This window comes from Pseudomonas sp. YA1 (assembly GCF_058680555.1).
In genome coordinates, this window is the sequence record NZ_JBZWBG010000010.1 from 124489 (window position 1) to 143017 (window position 18529).

Below are 18529 nucleotides of genomic sequence, written 5' to 3' on the forward strand. Positions count from 1 at the left end.
TTCCATGTTTCGCGCCATGCACCTTCCCCTTCTCGGCTGCCTGCTCGGCACCAGCGGCTGCCACGGCCTGCCACCCGCCCCGCCAGCGCCGAGCGCCGCCGTGGGCAACTACGGCGAGGTCATCGACTATCTGCAACGCCACATCCGCCGGGAAATGGAAAGGCAGGACGTGCCCGGCCTGGCCCTGGCATTGGTCGACGACCAGCAACTGGTCTGGGCTCGCGGTTTCGGCTATGCCGACCGACAGCACAGGATCAACGCCAGCGAGCACACCGCATTCCACGCCGGCGACCTGTCCAAGCTACTGATCGCCAGCGCGACCCTGCAACTGGCCGAACGCGGCCAACTCTCTCTCGACGCTCCGCTCCAGGCCACCTTGCACGAGTTCTACGTACGCTCACGCTTCCATGCCGACCAGAGCGAGGCGGATCGCGCGATCACTTTCCGCCGGCTGCTCAGCCATCAGTCCGGCCTTCCTGGCGAACACCTGCCGCCCCTGTTCGGCGAACGCCCGAACTCACTCGGCCAACTGCCGGCGAAAGTATCCGGTGTCTGGCTGAGCAATCCGCCGGGAACCCAGGTCGCCTATTCCAACCTTGGCTACGAACTGGTCGGCGCGGCCATCGAGCGCAACACCGGAAAGCACTTCGAGCAGCACATGCGCGAGCACCTGCTGGAGCCTTTGCAGATGACTCGCTCCAGCTTCGCCAGGAACGCTCTGCCCCAGGCGCAACGCGCCCACGGCTACAGCGGCGGCGGTCGCCCCAGCTCCGCCAGCGACCTCCCGGTCAACGATCTGTGGAGCAGCCCGGTCGACCTCAGCCGCTTCGTCCGCATGCTGTTCGCCAACGGGCGCCACAAGGAGCGCCAGCTTCTCCGGAAACACTCCGTCGAGGAGATGTTCCGCCAGCAGAACGCCGGCAATGCCCTGGACTTCGACTGCCAGGTGGGCCTGGCCTGGTTCCTCAGCCCGTGCGGCTCCGCGCCGCTGGAAGGGGGCATCCGTCACTATGAGTACGCCAGCGCCACCCCGGGATTCAGCGCCCACCTGGTTCTGCTGCCGGAACAGCGCCTCGCCGCCATTGTCATGAGCAACGCCGATGACAGCGGTTCGCTCACCGCCTCCCTGGCCCGGCAAGCGGCGTCGCTCATGCTGCAGGTCAGGCAGGGCGCTCGTCGCTCCGCCGTACAGCCCACCCCCGCGCGCGCCCCCGCACTGAAGGTGCCGAGCCCGGAGGACCGGCGACAGCTATACGGTCGCTACGCAACCCGCCAAGGCCAGGTTCGCCTGTACGAGCGCCGGGGTCGCCTGTACGCAGATTTCGGCGAACAACGCGTGGAACTGTTGCGCGACACCTCGGGCTGGCTGCAGATGAGAAAAAGACTGCTGGGGTTCTGGCCCGTCGGCATGGACAGCGCCGGACAGTTGCAACTGGACGTGGTCAGCTACGGCCAACGCCGAATCCTGGTGTCCCGCCGCCACGGCCAGGCCGCCTACCTCGGCGAGCGCATCGAGCCGACACCCCTGCCCCAGGCCTGGACCGAAGCCGTCGGCACCTACCGCGTCGCCAGCACGAGCCGGCACAGCTACCTGAACGGCCTGAGCATCAGGATCGAAGACGGCTTCCTGCTGGTGCGCGGACAAGCTGGAGGAACCCGCTCCGGCGAGTTCATCCTGCAACCCATCGACAGCGCACACGCCGTCCTGGCCGGCAGCGGCCAGGGCCTGGGAGACACCTTCAGTCGCGACTTCGACGGTCTGAACGCGCTCGGCTACCGCTTCGCCCAGCAAGACACCAAGGCACGTCCCTGGCTGCAACGGAAGGAGTCCCCATGAGAAGCCCCTCCCTGTGCCTCGCCGGCACGCTCGCCAGCCTCTGCTTCGCCGCTGTCGCCGAAGAGCGGCATGACAGCATCGGCCTGGGCGTCCAGGTGAAACACCGTTTCTGAAACGCACCGAGAGAGAATACGAACATGTTCACCGCCTTCGCCTTCCGCGGCCGCCAACCTTATACCGTTCGCCGGAACACAGCCCAGGGCGCGACCTTGCGCCCGAAACTGGCGAACCGGCCGGATGCGCCGGCTTCCGCCGGGAAGTCCTGAACTGCGGAGCGTCTACGGCCTCATTGGCAACGGATCACGCCGCTGGCGATTTCGTCGTCGATGGAGCGCAGCGCATCGGCATCCTGGTGCATCTGCTCGATCACCTCGAGCAGGCGCTGCGCCAGCTTCGGATCGTTCGCCCGCTCGACGGCGCGCATGACCTCGACCGCAGCCGATTCATGATTGTTCGCCATCTGCTTGAGAGCCTTGCGCAAGCGCTGCTCGGTCCATTTCATCGACATGTCGCTTCACCCAGACTGCATATACGGACCCGCCAGGAACGACGGGCTCGCTTAAGAGCGCCGGACCCGGAACAAGTTCAACCTGCCGTCGCCCCATGAGGGCGGGCTGGGTGCCGGAAAGACAAGCGGAGAAGAGATCGTGAAGCGCAAACGAAAACGCCAGGCACAAGGCCTGGCGCTTCGAAATATGGGGTGGACGATGGGAATCGAACCCACGACACCAGGAGCCACAATCCTGTGCTCTACCAACTGAGCTACGCCCACCATATCGTGAATCGTGCCGGACGTTCCGGCTTCAACCGCAGCGGCCGGACAAGCCGAGCCTGAAGGTGGTGCGGACGGAGAGACTCGAACTCTCACGCCTTGCGGCGCTGGAACCTAAATCCAGTGTGTCTACCAATTCCACCACGTCCGCGGGACACTGCTTGGAAATGAAAACGCCAGGCCTCGGGCCTGGCGCTTCGGAATATGGGGTGGACGATGGGAATCGAACCCACGACACCAGGAGCCACAATCCTGTGCTCTACCAACTGAGCTACGCCCACCATATTACGACTTGCGGTAAAACATCGCCTGCTTCTTGCCGATTCGCCGAATGGCGCACCCGGCAGGACTCGAACCTGCGACCATCCGCTTAGAAGGCGGATGCTCTATCCAGCTGAGCTACGGGCGCTTTATTCATCTGCATTCAATGCTGAGCGCAAACTTTAAGCTCTGGCAATCACAAAGTCAGCAACCGACTTGCATTACCTCTTACCCTGCGTCCGGCTGTGCTCGGCAAGCGGGGCGCATGTTATACAGGGGGCGAAAGGCCGTCAACGGGTTTTTTAAAAAAATTCAGCTATATAAAGGAGTTACGGCAAATCCGCGGGTCGCCTCCTTTGCCCCGGGCGGCGTCCATGCGAAAATGCGCGTCCTTTTTCCACCCGATTCGATGGTTACCCTTCCGACATGACCGCACAACTGATCGACGGCAAAGCGATCGCCGCCAACCTTCGCCAGCAGATAGCCCAACGCGTGACCGAGCGCCGCCAGCAAGGCCTGCGCGTTCCCGGCCTGGCGGTGATCCTGGTCGGCACCGATCCGGCCTCTCAGGTCTATGTGGCGCACAAGCGCAAGGACTGCGAGGAAGTCGGCTTTCTCTCCCAGGCCTACGATCTTCCCGCCGAAACCAGCCAGGACGACCTGCTGGCCCTGATCGACCGCCTGAACGACGATCCCGCCATCGACGGCATCCTGGTCCAGCTACCCCTGCCCGCCCACCTGGACGCCTCCCTGCTGCTGGAGCGTATCCACCCGGACAAGGACGTGGACGGTTTCCATCCCTACAACATCGGCCGCCTGGCCCAGCGCATGCCCCTGCTGCGCCCCTGCACCCCGAAAGGCATCATGACCCTGCTCGCCAGCACCGGCGCCGACCTGTACGGCATGGACGCGGTCGTGGTCGGCGCCTCGAACATCGTCGGCCGGCCCATGGCTCTGGAGTTGCTGCTGGGTGGCTGCACCGTCACCGTGACCCACCGCTTCACCCGCGACCTGGCCGACCATGTGTCGCGCGCCGACCTGGTGGTGGTCGCTGCCGGCAAGCCGGGACTGGTCAAGGGCGAGTGGATCAAGGAAGGCGCCATCGTCATCGACGTCGGCATCAACCGCCAGGCCGACGGCCGTCTGGTCGGCGACGTGGAATACGAGGTGGCGGCGCAACGCGCCAGCTGGATCACCCCGGTGCCGGGCGGCGTCGGGCCGATGACCCGCGCCTGCCTGCTGGAAAATACCCTGCACGCCGCCGAACACCTGCACGACTGAGGTCGCCGGTAATGAAAAGCCCCGCGAACGCGGGGCTTTTCATTTATCGCTGCGGGTTCAGTCGGCCAGGCGCCAGGTAGTGCCGCCCTTGCCATCCTCCAGCACCACGCCCATGGCGGTGAGCTGGTCGCGAATCCGGTCGGACTCCGCCCAGTTCTTCGCCGCCCGCGCCTCCAGGCGCGCCTGGATCAACGCCTCGACCTCGGCCGCATCGACCTTGCCCTCGGCGCCCGCCTGCAGGAAGGCTTCCGGCTCCAGCTGCAGCACCCCCAGCAGGCCAGCCAACTGCTTCAGGCGCGCGGCCAGCGCGGCCGCCGCCGACAGGTCGCTTTCGCGCAGACGATTGACCTCCCGCGCCAGCTCGAACAGCACCGAGCAGGCACCCGCGGTATTGAAGTCGTCGTCCATCGCCGCGGCGAAGCGCTCGACATACTCCGCCGCTTCCGCCGGCGCCGCCTCGGGCAGCCCCTTGAGCGCGTTGTAGAAACGGTCCAGGGCCGCCTTGGCCTCGCGCAGGTTCTCCTCCGAGTAGTTGATCGGACTGCGGTAATGGCTGGCGATCAGCAGGTAACGCACCACTTCGGGGTGATATTTCTCCAGCACTTCGCGGATGGTGAAGAAATTGCCCAGCGACTTGGACATCTTCTCGCCGTTGATGGTAATCATCCCGCAGTGCAGCCAGGACTTGGCGTAGGGCTTGCCGGTCGCGGCCTCGCTCTGGGCGATCTCGTTCTCGTGGTGAGGGAACTCCAGGTCGTTGCCACCGCCATGGATGTCGAAGGAATCGCCCAGGCAGCAGGTGGACATCACCGAGCATTCGATGTGCCAGCCCGGGCGCCCCTCGCCCCAGGGCGACGACCAGCTCGGCTCGCCCGGCTTGGCGCCCTTCCAGAGCACGAAATCGAGCGGATCCTCCTTCGCTTCGCCCGGCTCGATCCGCGCACCGATGCGCAGGTCCTCGACCCGCCGACGCGACAACTTGCCGTAGCCAGCGAACTTGCCGACCCGGTAGTACACGTCACCGTTGCCCGGCGCGTAGGCATAGCCCTTGTCGATCAGGGTCTGGATCATCGCGTGCATGCCGGCGATGTGATCGGTGGCGCGCGGCTCCTGGTCCGGCTTGAGGATGTTCAGCCGGGCCTCGTCCTCGTGCATCGCCGCGATCATGCGCTCGGTCAGCACATCGAACGGTTCGCCGTTCTCGTTGGCGCGATTGATGATCTTGTCATCGATGTCGGTGATGTTGCGCACGTACGTCAGGTCGTAGCCACGGTGGCGCAACCAGCGGGTGATCACGTCGAACGCCACCATGCTGCGGCCGTGGCCCAGATGGCAGTAGTCGTACACGGTCATGCCGCACACGTACATGCGCACCTGGTTGCCGACCAGCGGCGTGAAGACTTCTTTGGTCTTGCTCAGCGTGTTGTAGATCTGCAGCACGGTCTTTCCTCAGCCCTGTCCCCAGGAGTCACGCAGGGTGACGGTACGGTTGAACACCGGCCTGCCCGGCCTGGAGTCCTTCAGGTCGGCGACGAAATAGCCTTCGCGCTCGAACTGGAAGCGATCCTCCGGGTTCGCCTGGCCCAGCGACGGCTCGGCGCGACAGCCGGTCAGTACCTGCAGGGAGTCGGCGTTGATGTTGTCGAGGAAGCTGCCGCCCTCTTCCGCCTTCTCCGGATTGGCCGAGCGGAACAGCCGATCGTACAGGCGCACTTCGCACTCGACGCTGCCCTCGGCCGGCACCCAGTGGATCACACCCTTGACCTTGCGGCCTTCTGGGTTCTTGCCCAGGGTGTCCGGATCGTAGCTGCAGCGCAGTTCGACGATATTGCCGTCGGCATCCTTGATCGCTTCGTCGGCACGGATCACGTAGCTGCCGCGCAGACGCACCTCGCCACCGGGGATCAGGCGCTTGTAGCCGGCCGGCGGGACTTCCTCGAAGTCACCGGCATCGATGAACAGCTCGCGACCGAACGGCAGTACGCGCACTCCCATGTCTTCCTTCGGATGACGCGGCAACTCGAGGTTCTCCACCTGCCCTTCGGGGTAGTTGGTGATCACCACCTTGAGCGGTTTCAGCACGCACATGGCACGCGGCGCGGTGGCGTCCAGGTGGTCGCGGATGCTGAACTCGAGCATGCCGATGTCGACCACGCCGCTGGCACGGTTCACCCCGATCATCTCGCAGAAGTTGCGGATCGACTCCGGGGTGTAGCCGCGGCGGCGATAGCCGGACAGGGTCGACATGCGCGGATCGTCCCAGCCGCTGACATGGCCTTCGTCGACCAGTTGCTTGAGCTTGCGCTTGCTGGTCACGGTGTAGTTCAGGTTGAGCCGGGAGAATTCGTACTGGCGCGGTTGCGCAGGTACCGGCAGGTTGGCCAGGAACCACTCGTAGAGCGGACGATGGTCTTCGAATTCCAGGGTGCAGATCGAATGGGTGATGCCCTCGATGGCGTCCGACTGACCGTGGGTGAAGTCGTAGCTCGGGTAGATGCACCACTTGTCGCCGGTCTGGTGGTGATGCGCATGGCGGATGCGGTACAGGATCGGATCGCGCAGGTTCATGTTCGGCGAACCCATGTCGATCTTCGCCCGCAGCGAACGGGCGCCGTCGGGGAACTCACCGGCCTTCATGCGGGCGAACAGGTCGAGGTTCTCCTCCACCGAACGGTCACGGTAAGGGCTGTTGCGGCCCGGCTCGGTGAGGGTGCCGCGGTATTCGCGCATTTCCTCGGGACCGAGGTCGCAGACGAACGCCTTGCCGGCCTTGATCAGCTCGATGGCCCAGGCATGCAACTGGTCGAAATAGTTGGAGGCATAGCAGACCTCGCCGGACCACTGGAAGCCCAGCCACTTGATGTCGGCCTCGATGGCATCGATGTACTCCTGGTCTTCCTTGGCCGGGTTGGTGTCATCGAAGCGCAGATGGCAATCGCCAGCGAATTCCTGGGCCAGGCCGAAGTTCAGGCAGATCGACTTGGCGTGGCCGATGTGCAGGTAACCGTTGGGCTCCGGGGGGAAACGGGTGACGATCTTCGCGTGCTTGCCGGCATCCAGGTCGGCTTGAACGATCTGGCGCAGGAAGTTCGGGGCGGCGGTGGTCTCTGGCTTGCTCATGGGATCCTTGGTCATGCTCTCGCCCGACCAGGGTAGGCCGGGCAAATCAAAGCGCTTATCATAGCCGAAGCTGTCAACCCCCTGACAGGCCTTCGATTTTCACGACAAAGCGGATTACCCACATGATCAAGCTGCATACCAACCATGGCGTCATCACCCTGAAGCTCGATGAAGAGAAAGCCCCGGAAACCGCGGCGAACTTCAAGGAGTACGTGAAAAGTGGCCACTACGACAACACCGTCTTCCACCGCGTGATCAACAACTTCATGATCCAGGGCGGCGGTTTCGAGCCGGGCATGAAGCAGAAGCCCACCCGCGCGCCGATCAAGAACGAAGCCAACAACGGCCTGACCAACAAGGTCGGCAGCATCGCCATGGCTCGTACCATGGACCCCCATTCGGCCAGCGCGCAGTTCTTCATCAACGTCGCCGACAACGATTTCCTCAACCACACCGCCCCCACCACCCAGGGCTGGGGCTATGCCGTATTCGGCGAAGTGGTCGAGGGCATGGACGTGGTCAACAAGATCAAGGGCGTGGCCACCACCATGCGCAGCGGCCACCAGGACGTGCCGGCCGAGGACGTGATCATCGAGAAGGCCGAAATCGTCGAAGAATGAAGCGATGAGCGTCCTGTTCATCTCGGACCTGCATCTCGAAGCGGAACGCCCGGACATCACCCGGGCGTTTCTGTCTTTCCTCGATGAGCGCGCCCGCCGGGCCGAGGCCCTGTACATCCTCGGCGACTTCTTCGAAGCCTGGATCGGCGACGACGGCATGGACGCTTTCCAGCGCTCCATCGCCCAGTCCCTGCGCCAGGTGGCCGACGGCGGTACGCGCATCTACCTGATGCACGGCAATCGCGACTTCCTCATTGGCAAGGCGTTCTGCCGCGAGGCCGGATGCACGCTGCTGCCCGACCCGAGCGTGATCGACCTGTACGGCGAGCCGGTATTGCTGATGCACGGTGACAGCCTGTGCACCCGCGACGAGGCCTACATGCGCCTGCGCCGCTGGCTGCGCAACCCGCTCACGCTCTGGGTACTGCGCCACCTGCCGCTGGCCACCCGGCACAAGCTGGCACGCAAGCTGCGCAAGGAAAGCCGCGCGCAGACCCGCATGAAAGCCGTCGACATCATCGATGTCACACCCGAAGAAGTGCCCCGGGTCATGCGCAGGCATGGCGTGCGTACCCTGATCCACGGCCACACTCATCGGCCGGCCGAACACCCGCTGGACATCGACGGCCAGCCCGCCCGGCGCATCGTGCTCGGCGACTGGGACCGCCAGGGCTGGGCCCTGGAGGTCGACGCCAACGGCCATCGCCAGGCGCCCTTCCCGCTCTGACCCACCCCAGGCCCGCCATGCGGGCCTTTCAGCGAAACATTATGCGATTCGCATTTTTTCCGCCGTCCATCTTGACGTTGCGGGCCACCTTTCAGCAGGATCGCGCTCCCCCACCCCGCATCAAGGAATGATCGTGATCATCTCGAAGGGAAACCTGATCAAGTTCGTCGCCGCCCCCCTCGGCGTGCTCGCCCTCGGCTTCGGCCTGTTCAACGGCGTGTTCTTCTATAACGAAGCCGGCTTCATGACCCACGTAAGGACCATCTTCGGCGACGAGAAGATCGTCGATGACGTCGGCTACGCGACCAAGTGGTTCGGTCGCGCCACCACCTGGAAGAAGGCCATCAGCGTGCAGTCCGTGCTGGTCATGGACGATAACGACACCAATCCGGACAACGACGGCCTCGGCGCCACCATCGAGGCTTTCCCGATCGTGTTCCTCGGCAACGTCGACGCCAAGGTCGAATCTTCCGCGCGCTTTCGCCTGCCCGGCGGCGAGCCGTTCCTGAAGATGGCCCAGGAATACCGCAACCCGGACAATTTCATCCGCACCGCACTGGTGCCGGCGATCAAGGAAACCCTCCAGGCCACCGCTTCGCTGATGAGCGCCGACGACTACTACGCCGGAGCCCGCAGCGAATTCGCCGCCGAGTTCGAGAACCAGCTCAACGACGGCCTGTACCTGATCAAGCGCAAGGAAGTCCGCGGGCCGCGCGGCGCCATTCCGCACCAGACCGCGATCCTCCAGGCCGGCACCGAGCAGGGAGCGTTCGGCGACAACAACGCCAGCCAGTTCGTCACCGAGAAGGTCACCGATGCCAAGGGCATCCCGGTACGCAAGCAACAGCAGTTCCGCAAGTTCGGCGTCGAGGTGGTGGAAGCGCGGATCACCAACGTCGATCCCAACCCGCAGTACAAGCAGCGCATGGTCAAGGTCCAGCAGGCGCTCGCCGAGCTGGCGGTGGCGCGGCAGAACCGCCTGAAGGAAGAAGAGGAAAAGCTGCTGGTCACCGCCCGCGGCGAGAAGGAAGTCGAGGCCAAGCGCCAGGAAACCCTGCGCGACCAGATCGAACGCACCACCCAGGCGGAAACCGACAAGCAATTGGCGGTGATCAACGCCGAGCGCGAGAAGCAGCGCGCCGAGATCGAGAAGCAGACCGCCGAACTGCTGCGCGACAAGGCCACGGTGACCGCCCAGGCCACCAAGATCACCGCCGACGCCGAGGCCTACGCCCGCGAAGCGGTGATCAAGGCGGACGGCGCGTTGCAGCCGAAGCTCGACGCGCTGATCGCGATCAACAAGGTCTGGGCCGAAGCCGCCGCCCAGGCCCCCGTCCCCAGCGTAATGATGGGCGCCGGCGCCAACGGCGCGGCGAGCCGCCAGGACGAGATCGGCCAGCTGATGGGCGTTCTGGCGACCAAGGCCGCCCGCGACCTGGCTCTCGACCTCAAGGTCAAGGACTGATCCAGGCAGCAAAAAAAAGCGCCCCGCGGGGCGCTTTCTTGTTTCCGGCTCAGGCCACCAGGTCCACCGGGAGGCCGCTGTGGAAGCGGAATTCGTTGTCCGGACTGCTGATCAGCTCGGCCTCCTTGGCCCGCACCACCTCGATCGTCCGCTCCACGTCGGCCTCGTCGCCGTACTGGTAGGCCAGCTTCAGGTAGTCCTGGAAATGCCGCGACTCGGACTTCAGCAAACCGCCGTAGAATTTCGCCAGCTCCGCGTCCAGGTGCGGCACCAGGGCGGCGAAGCGCTCGCAGGAACGCGCCTCGATGAAGGCGCCGACCACCAGCGTATCGGTCAGCCGCTGCGGCTCCTGCTTGCGCACCAGGTCGCGCAGCGCCGAGGCGTAGCGGGAGGCGCTGACATTGACCACCGGGATGCCGCGTTTCTTCAGGATCGCCAGCACCTGCTCGAAGTGGCGCAGCTCCTCGCGCGCCAGGCGGCTCATCTTGTTCACCAGGTCCAGGCGGCCGGAGTACTTGCCGATCAGTTGCATCGCCGTCGCCGCGGCCTTCATCTCGCAGGCCTTGTGGTCCAGCAGCATGACGTCCTGGCGCTCCAGGGCCGCCTCGACCCAGGCGGCGGGAGTGGAACAGGCAAGGAATTGGTCGATCTCGGGCAACATGGTGCAGGTCACTCATTCTGGAAAGGGTCTGCCACGACGCTGGTCGGGGCAGGAAAGGCGGAGCATTATACGGAAGCTGCGGTGGTCGGGCAGGCCGACCCGTTTGATATGCATCAAGAGCAGCGGCTGGATTGCGTCTAGAGTTGTTTCAGCGATAACCACAAGCACTCAGGGAGACGATCATGCAAGCCATTCGCAGCATCCTCGTGGTGATTGAACCGGACCAGCTGGAAGGTCTCGCCCTGAAACGGGCACAACTGATCGCCGGCGTGACCCAGTCGCACCTGCACCTGCTGGTCTGCGAGAAGCGCCGCGACCACAGCGCCGCCCTCAACGACCTGGCCCAGGAACTGCGCGAGGAAGGCTACAGCGTCTCGACCAACCAGGCCTGGAAGGACTCCCTGCACCAGACCATCATCGCCGAGCAACAGGCCGAAGGCTGCGGGCTGATCATCAAGCAGCACTTTCCCGACAACCCGCTGAAAAAGGCCATCCTCACCCCGGACGACTGGAAACTGCTGCGCTTCGCGCCCTGCCCGGTACTGATGACCAAGACCGCCCGGCCCTGGACGGGCGGAAAGATCCTCGCCGCGGTCGACGTCGGCAACAACGACGGCGAGCACCGCTCCCTGCACGCCGGGATCATCAGCCATGCCTACGACATCGCCGGCCTGGCCAAGGCCACGCTGCACGTGATCAGCGCCCACCCCTCGCCGATGCTCTCCTCCGCCGACCCGACCTTCCAGCTCAGCGAAACCATCGAGGCCCGCTATCGCGAGGCCTGCCGCACCTTCCAGGCCGAGTACGGTTTCAGCGACGAACAATTGCACATCGAGGAAGGTCCGGCCGACGTGCTGATCCCGCGCACCGCGCAGAAGCTCGACGCGGTGGTCACCGTGATCGGCACCGTGGCGCGCACCGGGTTGTCCGGCGCGCTGATCGGCAATACCGCGGAAGTGGTGCTGGATACCCTGGAAAGCGACGTGCTGGTGTTGAAGCCGGACGACATCATCGCCCACCTGGAGGAGCTGGCCAGCAAGGAGTGACCGCTGGTCGGACGAAAAAGCCGCCCAAGGGCGGCTTTTTCGCTGGAGACACCGCCTATCTGTCGATCGCCTGCAGGAACGAGGGCGCGATGTAGCGCTGGTAATGCGCTTCCGACAGCAGGAAGAATTCCCGGTCGATGGCATCGCGCAGGTCCGGCAGGCTCCAGTCGCGGAATTCCGGCAGCAGTGCCACGCCGTAGGCTTCGATCTGGTTGATCAGCCGGGAACCGCGGGCGATCAACTGGTAGGCCCAGCAATAGGGAGACTGCTCGGGGACGAAGCGGATCTGCCGCTGCTCCAGTTGCAGGCGCAGGCGCGCGGCGTCGAAGACTTCCAGCTTGGCGGCCATCACCTGGGCCAGCAACTGCTCAAGGCGACTCCAGACAGCCCGCTTTTCCTCGGCGTCGTAGAGGTTCCAGTTGACCACCTCATGGTGGAAACGCTTGCAGCCACGGCATACCAGGTCGCCGTATACCGTGGAGCAAAGCCCTACGCAGGGGGTTTTGATTCTTTGCGAAGACATGGCCGGGACAACGAAAACAAAGCGGCATCTTAGCCCTTTGTCTAATCAAGTTCACCCTGTGGTTCCTAGGGTTTCCGACTTAACTTTGCGTCGAGTTTCCAGTAACATTGGTCCGCCTTTTTAGGCGCCAATGTCCGTTAGAAGCTGTTTTCAAAGCGTCACGAGCACAGTTTCCGGCAGGTACGCTGGCGACGGCGCCTCCCTCAAGCGTCTCGCCAGCCCCACCCCAGCCCGCCGGCGTAAAACTTTGAAAACAGCTTCTGTCTGGAACCTGCCGATGCCCTCGTAGGTTGGTGGATTACCGTCCACCTGGGCCTGACGAGCGGATCTGCGTCGGTTCCTGGATACGTGTCCCCCGGGACCACTGATGAGGGAAATACTGTGCTTGAAGCCTACCGCAAACACGTAGAAGAGCGTGCCGCCCAGGGTGTCGTGCCCCAACCGCTGAACGCCGAACAGACCGCAGGCCTGGTCGAGCTGCTGAAGAACCCGCCGGCCGGCGAAGAAGAATTCCTCCTTGACCTGATCACCAACCGCGTACCGCCGGGCGTCGACGAAGCCGCCTACGTCAAGGCCGGATTCCTTTCCGCCATCGTCAAGGGCGAAGCCACCTCCCCCCTTATCGACAAGCAACGTGCCGCCGAGCTGCTGGGCACCATGCAGGGCGGCTACAACATCGCCACCCTGGTCGAACTGCTGGACGACGCCGAACTGGCCAACACCGCCGCCGAACAGCTGAAGCACACCCTGCTGATGTTCGACGCCTTCCACGACGTCGCCGAACGCGCCAAGAAGGGCAATGCCGCGGCCAAGTCCGTGCTGCAATCCTGGGCCGATGGCGAGTGGTTCAAGGCCAAGCCGGAAGTCCCGGAAAAGCTGACGCTCACCGTATTCAAGGTCCCCGGCGAAACCAACACCGACGACCTCTCCCCGGCCCCCGACGCCTGGTCGCGCCCGGACATCCCGCTGCACGCCCTGGCCATGCTGAAGATGGCCCGCGACGGCATCGAGCCGGTCCAGCCGGGTTCGGTCGGTCCGCTGAAGCAGATCGAAGCGGTCAAGGCCAAGGGCTTCCCGGTCGCCTACGTCGGCGACGTGGTCGGCACCGGTTCCTCGCGCAAATCCGCCACCAACTCGGTGCTGTGGTTCTTCGGCGACGACATTCCGTTCGTGCCGAACAAGCGTGCCGGCGGCTTCTGCTTCGGCACCAAGATCGCGCCGATCTTCTACAACACCATGGAAGATGCCGGCGCCCTGCCGATCGAGTTCGACTGCACCAACCTGGCCATGGGCGACGTCATCGACGTATACCCCTATGAAGGCAAGGTCGTTCGCCACGACAGCGGCGAAGTGGTCACCACCTTCGAGCTGAAGACCCCGGTCCTGCTCGACGAAGTCCGCGCCGGCGGCCGTATCCCGCTGATCGTCGGCCGTGGCCTGACCGAGAAGGCCCGCGCCGAGCTGGGCCTGGGCGCCTCCGACCTGTTCCGCAAGCCGGAAGCACCGGCCGATAGCGGCAAGGGCTTCACCCTGGCGCAGAAAATGGTCGGCCGCGCCTGCGGTCTGCCGGAAGGCCAGGGCGTGCGCCCGGGCACCTACTGCGAACCGAAGATGACCACCGTCGGTTCCCAGGACACCACCGGCCCGATGACCCGCGACGAACTGAAGGACCTCGCCTGCCTCGGCTTCTCCGCCGACCTGGTGATGCAGTCCTTCTGCCACACCGCGGCCTATCCGAAGCCGATCGACGTCAAGACCCACCACACCCTGCCCGACTTCATCATGACCCGTGGCGGCGTGTCGCTGCGTCCGGGCGACGGCATCATCCACAGCTGGCTGAACCGCATGCTGCTGCCCGATACCGTTGGTACCGGCGGCGACTCGCACACCCGCTTCCCGATCGGCATCTCGTTCCCGGCCGGCTCCGGCCTGGTGGCCTTCGCCGCCGCCACCGGCGTGATGCCGCTGGACATGCCGGAGTCGGTGCTGGTGCGCTTCAAGGGCAAGCTGCAACCGGGCATCACCCTGCGCGACCTGGTCCATGCGATCCCTTACTACGCGATCCAGCAGGGCCTGCTGACCGTCGAGAAGAAAGGCAAGAAGAACATCTTCTCCGGCCGCATCCTCGAGATCGAAGGCCTCAACGACCTGACCGTGGAACAGGCCTTCGAGCTGTCCGACGCCTCGGCCGAGCGTTCCGCCGCCGGCTGCACCATCAAGCTGCCGGAACAGGCGATCGCCGAGTACCTGAAGTCCAACATCACCCTGCTGCGCTGGATGATCGGCGAAGGCTACGGCGACCCGCGCACCCTGGAGCGTCGCGCCCAGGCGATGGAAGCCTGGCTGGCCAAGCCGGAGCTGCTGGAAGCCGACAAGGACGCCGAGTACGCCGCGGTGATCGAGATCGACCTGGCCGACGTCAAGGAGCCGGTGCTCTGCGCGCCGAACGATCCGGACGACGCGCGCCTGCTGTCGAGCGTACAGGGCCGCAAGATCGATGAAGTGTTCATCGGCTCCTGCATGACCAACATCGGCCACTTCCGCGCCGCCGGTAAGCTGCTGGACAAGGTCAAGGGCGGCATCCCGACCCGTCTGTGGCTGGCTCCGCCGACCAAGATGGACGCCCACCAGCTGACCGAGGAAGGCTACTACGGCATCTACGGCAAGGCTGGCGCGCGCATGGAAATGCCGGGCTGCTCGCTGTGCATGGGCAACCAGGCTCGCGTCCAGACCGGTTCCACCGTGGTCTCCACTTCGACCCGTAACTTCCCGAACCGTCTGGGCGATGCCACCGATGTGTTCCTGGCATCGGCCGAGCTGGCGGCGGTCTCCTCGATCCTCGGCAAACTGCCGACCGTGGAGGAGTACATGGCCTACGCGAAGGACATCGACAGCATGGCTGCCGACGTCTACCGCTACCTCAGCTTCGACCAGATCGCCGAGTTCCGCGAAGCGGCTGCGAACGCCAAGATCCCGGTCGTCCAGGCCTGATCCAGCGACGCGTCGAACAAGCCCCGCCCCGTGCGGGGCTTTTTCTTGCCCGGCGAAAACCCCCGCGCCGCCTGGCATAGCGCTTGCTGTGGCAGCTATGGAAAAGCGCGCCGACGACGGCGCCGGCGCACTGGAAAACGGGACGGCCGCGCCGCCCTCCCGCACTCGAGGTGGTGATGACAGACAGAGCGATACGCAGCCAGGCCTGGGCCGGCGGTTCCGACGCACCGGAAAAGAGCGCCCTGGACATCGGTTTCATGGCGCTGACCGATTCGGCCTCGCTGATCGTGGCCGCCACCCAGGGCTTCGCCCAGCCCTACGGCCTCACGCTCAATCTCAGGCGCCAACCGTCCTGGGCCACCTTGCGCGACAAGCTGCTCAGCGGCGAGCTGGATGCCGCGCAGTGCCTGTACGGGCTGGTCTACGGCGTCCAGCTCGGCCTCGGCGGCAGCGCGGCAAGCGAGATGGCGGTGCTCATGGGACTGTGCCAGAACGGCCAGGCGATCAATCTTTCCGAACCGCTGAAGCAGGCTGGCGTGACCAGTGCGGAGGCACTGCTCCGGCATCGGCGCCAGAATGGTGCACGCCTGACCCTGGCGCAGACCTTTCCCACCGGTACCCACGCGCTCTGGCTGAACTACTGGCTGGCGAGCATCGGTCTGCATCCGCTGCACGACGTGCACAGCGTGGTGGTTCCACCGGCGCAGATGGTCGGCCATCTCCAGGCCGGGCGCATCGACGGGTTCTGCGCCGGCGGCCCCTGGGGCGCCCTGGCCGTGGACCAGGGCCAGGGCTTCACCATCGCCACCAGCCAGGCGATCTGGCCGGACCACCCGGAAAAGGTCCTCGGCACTACCCGCGCCTTCGTCGACGCCTACCCGAACACCGCCCGCGCGCTGGTCATGGCGGTCCTCGACGCCAGCCGCTTCATCGAACAGAACGCCGAGAACCGCCTGGGCACCGCGCAACTGATCAGCGGCTGCGACTATGTCGACGCTCCGCTCGGCGCGATCCAGCCGCGCTTCTTCGGCCGCTACCAGGACGGCCTCGGCAACGCCTGGCAGGACCCGCATCCGCTGCGCTTCTACGCCGACGGCGAAGTCAACCGGCCCTGGCTCTCGGATGGCATGTGGTTCATGACTCAGTTCCGCCGCTGGGGCCTGCTGCGCGAAGACCCGGACTACCTGGGCATCGCCCGCAGGGTCCAGCAGACCGCGCTGTACCGCGATGCCGCGACGGCCCTTGGCCTGTGCCTGGACGGCGCCGACATGCGCCGCTCGACGCTGATCGACGGGCGTATCTGGGACGGCAGCGACCCCGCCGGCTACGCCCGCAGCTTCCCGATCCACGCCCTGGCCGAAACCGGCCAGGGCATCGACCTCTGACCCTGGTGCGCCCGCCATGCTGCGTATCCTGCTGATCGACGACACGCCGAAGAAAGTCGGACGCCTCAGGGCCGCCCTGCTCGAGAGCGGTTTCGAAGTGGTGGACGAGTCGGGGCTGACCATCGACCTGCCGGCGCGCGTCGAAGCGCTGCGTCCCGACGTGATCCTGATCGACACGGAGTCTCCCGGCCGCGACGTGATGGAGCAGGTCTGCCTGGTCAGCCGCGACCAGCCGCGCCCGATCGTGATGTTCACCGACGAGCACGATCCGGGAGTGATGCGCCGCGCCATCCAGTCCGGGGTCAGCGCCTACATCGTCGAAGGCATCCAGGCCAGCCGCCTGCAACCGATCCTCGACGTCGCCATGGCGCGCTTCGAGAGCGACCAGGCGCTGCGCGCTCAACTGCAGGCGCGCGAGGCGCAGTTGGCCGAACGCAAGCGCATCGAGCTGGCCAAGGGCCTGCTGATGAAGATGAAGCATTGCGGCGAGGAGGAGGCCTACACGCTGATGCGGCGCCAGGCCATGAGCCGCCAGCAGAAGCTGATCCAAGTCGCCGAGCAGATCATCGCCATGCACGACATGCTCGGCGGCTGAATCCGGCTGGGCAGCTGGCGATCATATCGCCAGCCACCCTGCTGGCCCCCGGCGCAGAGCGGCGCGGCTATGCTCGTGCGCCCGGAACGGCCCTATCCGTTCTGGGAGCTACCCCCTCGCCACCCTCGACTAGCATGACCAGGGAGGCCCGCAGTGGACGCCCAGGGCTAGGAGCCGCAGGCGTCCGCCCGAACCGCACCGCCGACTCAGCGGTCAGGAGATGCTCAGCATGATCGATCTCAGCACCTGGAACCTTACCATTCCCACCGAACCCACCCCGCAGGTGATCACCACCCAGCAACTCAACAACGGCTACCAGAGCCGGTACTTCCAGCAAGGCAACGATGGCGGCCTGGTCTTCTGGGTGCCCATCGACGGCTCGCACACCGAGGACAGCACCTATCCTCGCACCGAACTGCGCGAAACCCAGGCCGACGGCAGCCTCGACAACTGGTACTACTGGCAGGCCGACAACGAACTGCGGGTGACCATGAGCGTCGAGAAGGTCCCCTCGAAGAACAAGGTGATCATCGGCCAGATCCACAGCAAGTCGCCACAGACCGACGACGGCGAACCTCTGGTGAAGCTGCAGTACTACTACAAGCCCGAGGAAGGCCTCGGCCGGGTCGAGGCGCTGGTACGCAACCACCCGGACGATTCCTATAGCCGCAACGTGTCGATCCTCGAGCAGGTACGCCTGGGCGAGCGCTTCAACTACAGCCTGCGCGTCACCTCCAGCGGCGAGTTGGCGGTGCGCGCGCGCAGCCAGGACGGCGAAGAGGACGCCTACTACCAGACCCTCGGCAGCGCCTGGAACGACCAGTTGCTCTATTTCAAGGCCGGCGCCTACGTGAACGACAACGCCGGCGACAGCGGCGAAGGCAGCCGCGTGACCATCTACCACCTGAACACCGCCCATCGCTGAACCGCCGACGGCGCACGGACGCGCCGCCCCAGCCCTGTGCAAGCCCCCGACGCCTGCCACCGCGGCGTGCACGCCCGACGCCATGGTTGTCCCTGCAACCGCTCTACGCCGCGCTTTCGACAACTTGGCAAAGAGCTTGCTACGTCCTGCCTGACGGTAGCCAACGGCGGTTACCCATCCCCGACAAAGACGTCGCGCGGCCTCTCCTTCCCGGCAGAGGCCCGTGGCGTCTTCGTCGTTTCGCCCCAGCGTCGGGGCGGGTGGGTGGTCCGCTGTCGGACGCTCACCTTGTAGCGATGCAACTTCCGCCGGGCGGCCGT

Annotated in this window: 15 protein-coding genes and 4 tRNA genes; 10 read left to right on the top strand and 9 right to left on the bottom strand. The window is 65.2% G+C overall.

Features of this window, described 5'->3' with window-relative positions; genetic code table 11:
• Nucleotides 1-4 precede the first annotated feature (4 nt).
• On the top strand, nt 5-1837 hold the full coding sequence (locus tag AC4OR5_RS15925; protein WP_058160658.1) for a serine hydrolase domain-containing protein: 1833 nt from the start codon (nt 5-7) through the stop codon (nt 1835-1837).
• Between the two features lie 286 nt (nt 1838-2123).
• On the opposite strand, the gene AC4OR5_RS15930 is transcribed toward AC4OR5_RS15925, so the two are convergent.
• The 5 genes from AC4OR5_RS15930 to AC4OR5_RS15950 all read right to left on the bottom strand — a co-directional run bounded on the left by AC4OR5_RS15930 (nt 2124) and on the right by AC4OR5_RS15950 (nt 3018).
• Complete coding sequence (locus AC4OR5_RS15930) at nt 2124-2345, bottom strand: hypothetical protein (protein WP_003087901.1); 222 nt, start codon at nt 2343-2345, stop codon at nt 2124-2126.
• Between the two features lie 188 nt (nt 2346-2533).
• A tRNA-His gene (locus tag AC4OR5_RS15935) sits at nt 2534-2609 on the bottom strand.
• Between the two features lie 66 nt (nt 2610-2675).
• Nucleotides 2676-2760 (bottom strand) — tRNA-Leu (locus tag AC4OR5_RS15940).
• A 54-nt stretch (nt 2761-2814) separates the two neighbouring features.
• Nucleotides 2815-2890, bottom strand: a tRNA-His gene (locus tag AC4OR5_RS15945).
• A 51-nt stretch (nt 2891-2941) separates the two neighbouring features.
• Nucleotides 2942-3018, bottom strand: a tRNA-Arg gene (locus AC4OR5_RS15950).
• A 278-nt stretch (nt 3019-3296) separates the two neighbouring features.
• Here AC4OR5_RS15950 and folD point away from each other — a divergent pair.
• Nucleotides 3297-4151, top strand: a complete 855-nt coding sequence (gene folD / locus AC4OR5_RS15955; RefSeq protein WP_003087898.1) for a bifunctional methylenetetrahydrofolate dehydrogenase/methenyltetrahydrofolate cyclohydrolase FolD — start codon at nt 3297-3299, stop codon at nt 4149-4151.
• 57 nt (nt 4152-4208) lie between these two features.
• On the opposite strand, the gene cysS is transcribed toward folD, so the two are convergent.
• Together cysS and AC4OR5_RS15965 are read right to left on the bottom strand one after the other, a co-directional pair.
• The gene (cysS, locus tag AC4OR5_RS15960) at nt 4209-5591 is read right to left on the bottom strand and encodes a cysteine--tRNA ligase (protein ID WP_003113587.1); all 1383 of its coding nucleotides are present in this window, start codon (nt 5589-5591) and stop codon (nt 4209-4211) included.
• Nucleotides 5592-5600: 9 nt separating this feature from the next.
• On the bottom strand, nt 5601-7271 hold the full coding sequence (locus tag AC4OR5_RS15965; RefSeq protein WP_043104979.1) for a glutamine--tRNA ligase/YqeY domain fusion protein: 1671 nt from the start codon (nt 7269-7271) through the stop codon (nt 5601-5603).
• Nucleotides 7272-7393: 122 nt separating this feature from the next.
• Between AC4OR5_RS15965 and AC4OR5_RS15970 the strand changes: the two genes are divergently transcribed.
• The 3 genes from AC4OR5_RS15970 to AC4OR5_RS15980 all read left to right on the top strand — a co-directional run bounded on the left by AC4OR5_RS15970 (nt 7394) and on the right by AC4OR5_RS15980 (nt 10083).
• On the top strand, nt 7394-7891 hold the full coding sequence (locus tag AC4OR5_RS15970; RefSeq protein WP_003087890.1) for a peptidylprolyl isomerase: 498 nt from the start codon (nt 7394-7396) through the stop codon (nt 7889-7891).
• Nucleotides 7892-7895: 4 nt separating this feature from the next.
• Nucleotides 7896-8618: a UDP-2,3-diacylglucosamine diphosphatase gene (lpxH, locus tag AC4OR5_RS15975; RefSeq protein ID WP_009314628.1), complete on the top strand. Its 723-nt coding sequence runs from the start codon at nt 7896-7898 to the stop codon at nt 8616-8618.
• Between the two features lie 133 nt (nt 8619-8751).
• Nucleotides 8752-10083: an SPFH domain-containing protein gene (locus AC4OR5_RS15980; protein WP_003087885.1), complete on the top strand. Its 1332-nt coding sequence runs from the start codon at nt 8752-8754 to the stop codon at nt 10081-10083.
• A gap of 49 nt (nt 10084-10132) precedes the next feature.
• On the opposite strand, the gene AC4OR5_RS15985 is transcribed toward AC4OR5_RS15980, so the two are convergent.
• Nucleotides 10133-10756 carry a tRNA isopentenyl-2-thiomethyl-A-37 hydroxylase MiaE gene (locus tag AC4OR5_RS15985; protein WP_004342965.1) on the bottom strand — a complete coding sequence of 208 codons (624 nt, stop codon included), beginning with the start codon at nt 10754-10756 and terminating at the stop codon, nt 10133-10135.
• Nucleotides 10757-10926: 170 nt separating this feature from the next.
• On the opposite strand from AC4OR5_RS15985, the gene AC4OR5_RS15990 reads away from it, so the two are divergent.
• The gene (locus AC4OR5_RS15990) at nt 10927-11790 is read left to right on the top strand and encodes a universal stress protein (RefSeq protein ID WP_003087881.1); all 864 of its coding nucleotides are present in this window, start codon (nt 10927-10929) and stop codon (nt 11788-11790) included.
• Between the two features lie 55 nt (nt 11791-11845).
• Here the strand turns inward: AC4OR5_RS15990 and AC4OR5_RS15995 are convergent, their stop codons facing one another.
• Nucleotides 11846-12313: a DUF1289 domain-containing protein gene (locus AC4OR5_RS15995; protein WP_003098041.1), complete on the bottom strand. Its 468-nt coding sequence runs from the start codon at nt 12311-12313 to the stop codon at nt 11846-11848.
• Nucleotides 12314-12694: 381 nt separating this feature from the next.
• Between AC4OR5_RS15995 and acnB the strand changes: the two genes are divergently transcribed.
• From acnB to AC4OR5_RS16015, 4 genes are all read left to right on the top strand, one after another.
• Entirely contained in the window at nt 12695-15304 is a 2610-nt protein-coding gene (gene acnB / locus AC4OR5_RS16000; protein WP_003087875.1) for a bifunctional aconitate hydratase 2/2-methylisocitrate dehydratase, read from the top strand.
• 176 nt (nt 15305-15480) lie between these two features.
• Complete coding sequence (locus AC4OR5_RS16005) at nt 15481-16689, top strand: CmpA/NrtA family ABC transporter substrate-binding protein (RefSeq protein ID WP_058160673.1); 1209 nt, start codon at nt 15481-15483, stop codon at nt 16687-16689.
• A gap of 16 nt (nt 16690-16705) precedes the next feature.
• Nucleotides 16706-17284 carry an ANTAR domain-containing response regulator gene (locus AC4OR5_RS16010; protein ID WP_003087868.1) on the top strand — a complete coding sequence of 193 codons (579 nt, stop codon included), beginning with the start codon at nt 16706-16708 and terminating at the stop codon, nt 17282-17284.
• Between the two features lie 229 nt (nt 17285-17513).
• Nucleotides 17514-18209 (top strand): polysaccharide lyase family 7 protein, encoded by a 696-nt coding sequence (locus AC4OR5_RS16015; RefSeq protein ID WP_003087865.1) that lies wholly within the window; start codon nt 17514-17516, stop codon nt 18207-18209.
• Nucleotides 18210-18529 lie beyond the last annotated feature (320 nt).

Bases quoted from the DNA above. Each gene is read 5' to 3' on its own strand.
- AC4OR5_RS16005 (WP_058160673.1), top strand. From the start codon at position 15,481: ATGACAGACAGAGCGATACGCAGCCAGGCCTGGGCCGGCGGTTCCGAC.
- AC4OR5_RS15925 (WP_058160658.1), top strand. From the start codon at position 5: ATGTTTCGCGCCATGCACCTTCCCCTTCTCGGCTGCCTGCTCGGCACC.
- AC4OR5_RS15930 (WP_003087901.1), bottom strand. From the start codon at position 2,345: ATGTCGATGAAATGGACCGAGCAGCGCTTGCGCAAGGCTCTCAAGCAG.
- AC4OR5_RS16015 (WP_003087865.1), top strand. From the start codon at position 17,514: ATGATCGATCTCAGCACCTGGAACCTTACCATTCCCACCGAACCCACC.
- AC4OR5_RS15965 (WP_043104979.1), bottom strand. From the start codon at position 7,271: ATGAGCAAGCCAGAGACCACCGCCGCCCCGAACTTCCTGCGCCAGATC.
- AC4OR5_RS15990 (WP_003087881.1), top strand. From the start codon at position 10,927: ATGCAAGCCATTCGCAGCATCCTCGTGGTGATTGAACCGGACCAGCTG.
- folD (WP_003087898.1), top strand. From the start codon at position 3,297: ATGACCGCACAACTGATCGACGGCAAAGCGATCGCCGCCAACCTTCGC.
- AC4OR5_RS15970 (WP_003087890.1), top strand. From the start codon at position 7,394: ATGATCAAGCTGCATACCAACCATGGCGTCATCACCCTGAAGCTCGAT.
- lpxH (WP_009314628.1), top strand. From the start codon at position 7,896: ATGAGCGTCCTGTTCATCTCGGACCTGCATCTCGAAGCGGAACGCCCG.
- AC4OR5_RS15995 (WP_003098041.1), bottom strand. From the start codon at position 12,313: ATGTCTTCGCAAAGAATCAAAACCCCCTGCGTAGGGCTTTGCTCCACG.
- AC4OR5_RS16010 (WP_003087868.1), top strand. From the start codon at position 16,706: ATGCTGCGTATCCTGCTGATCGACGACACGCCGAAGAAAGTCGGACGC.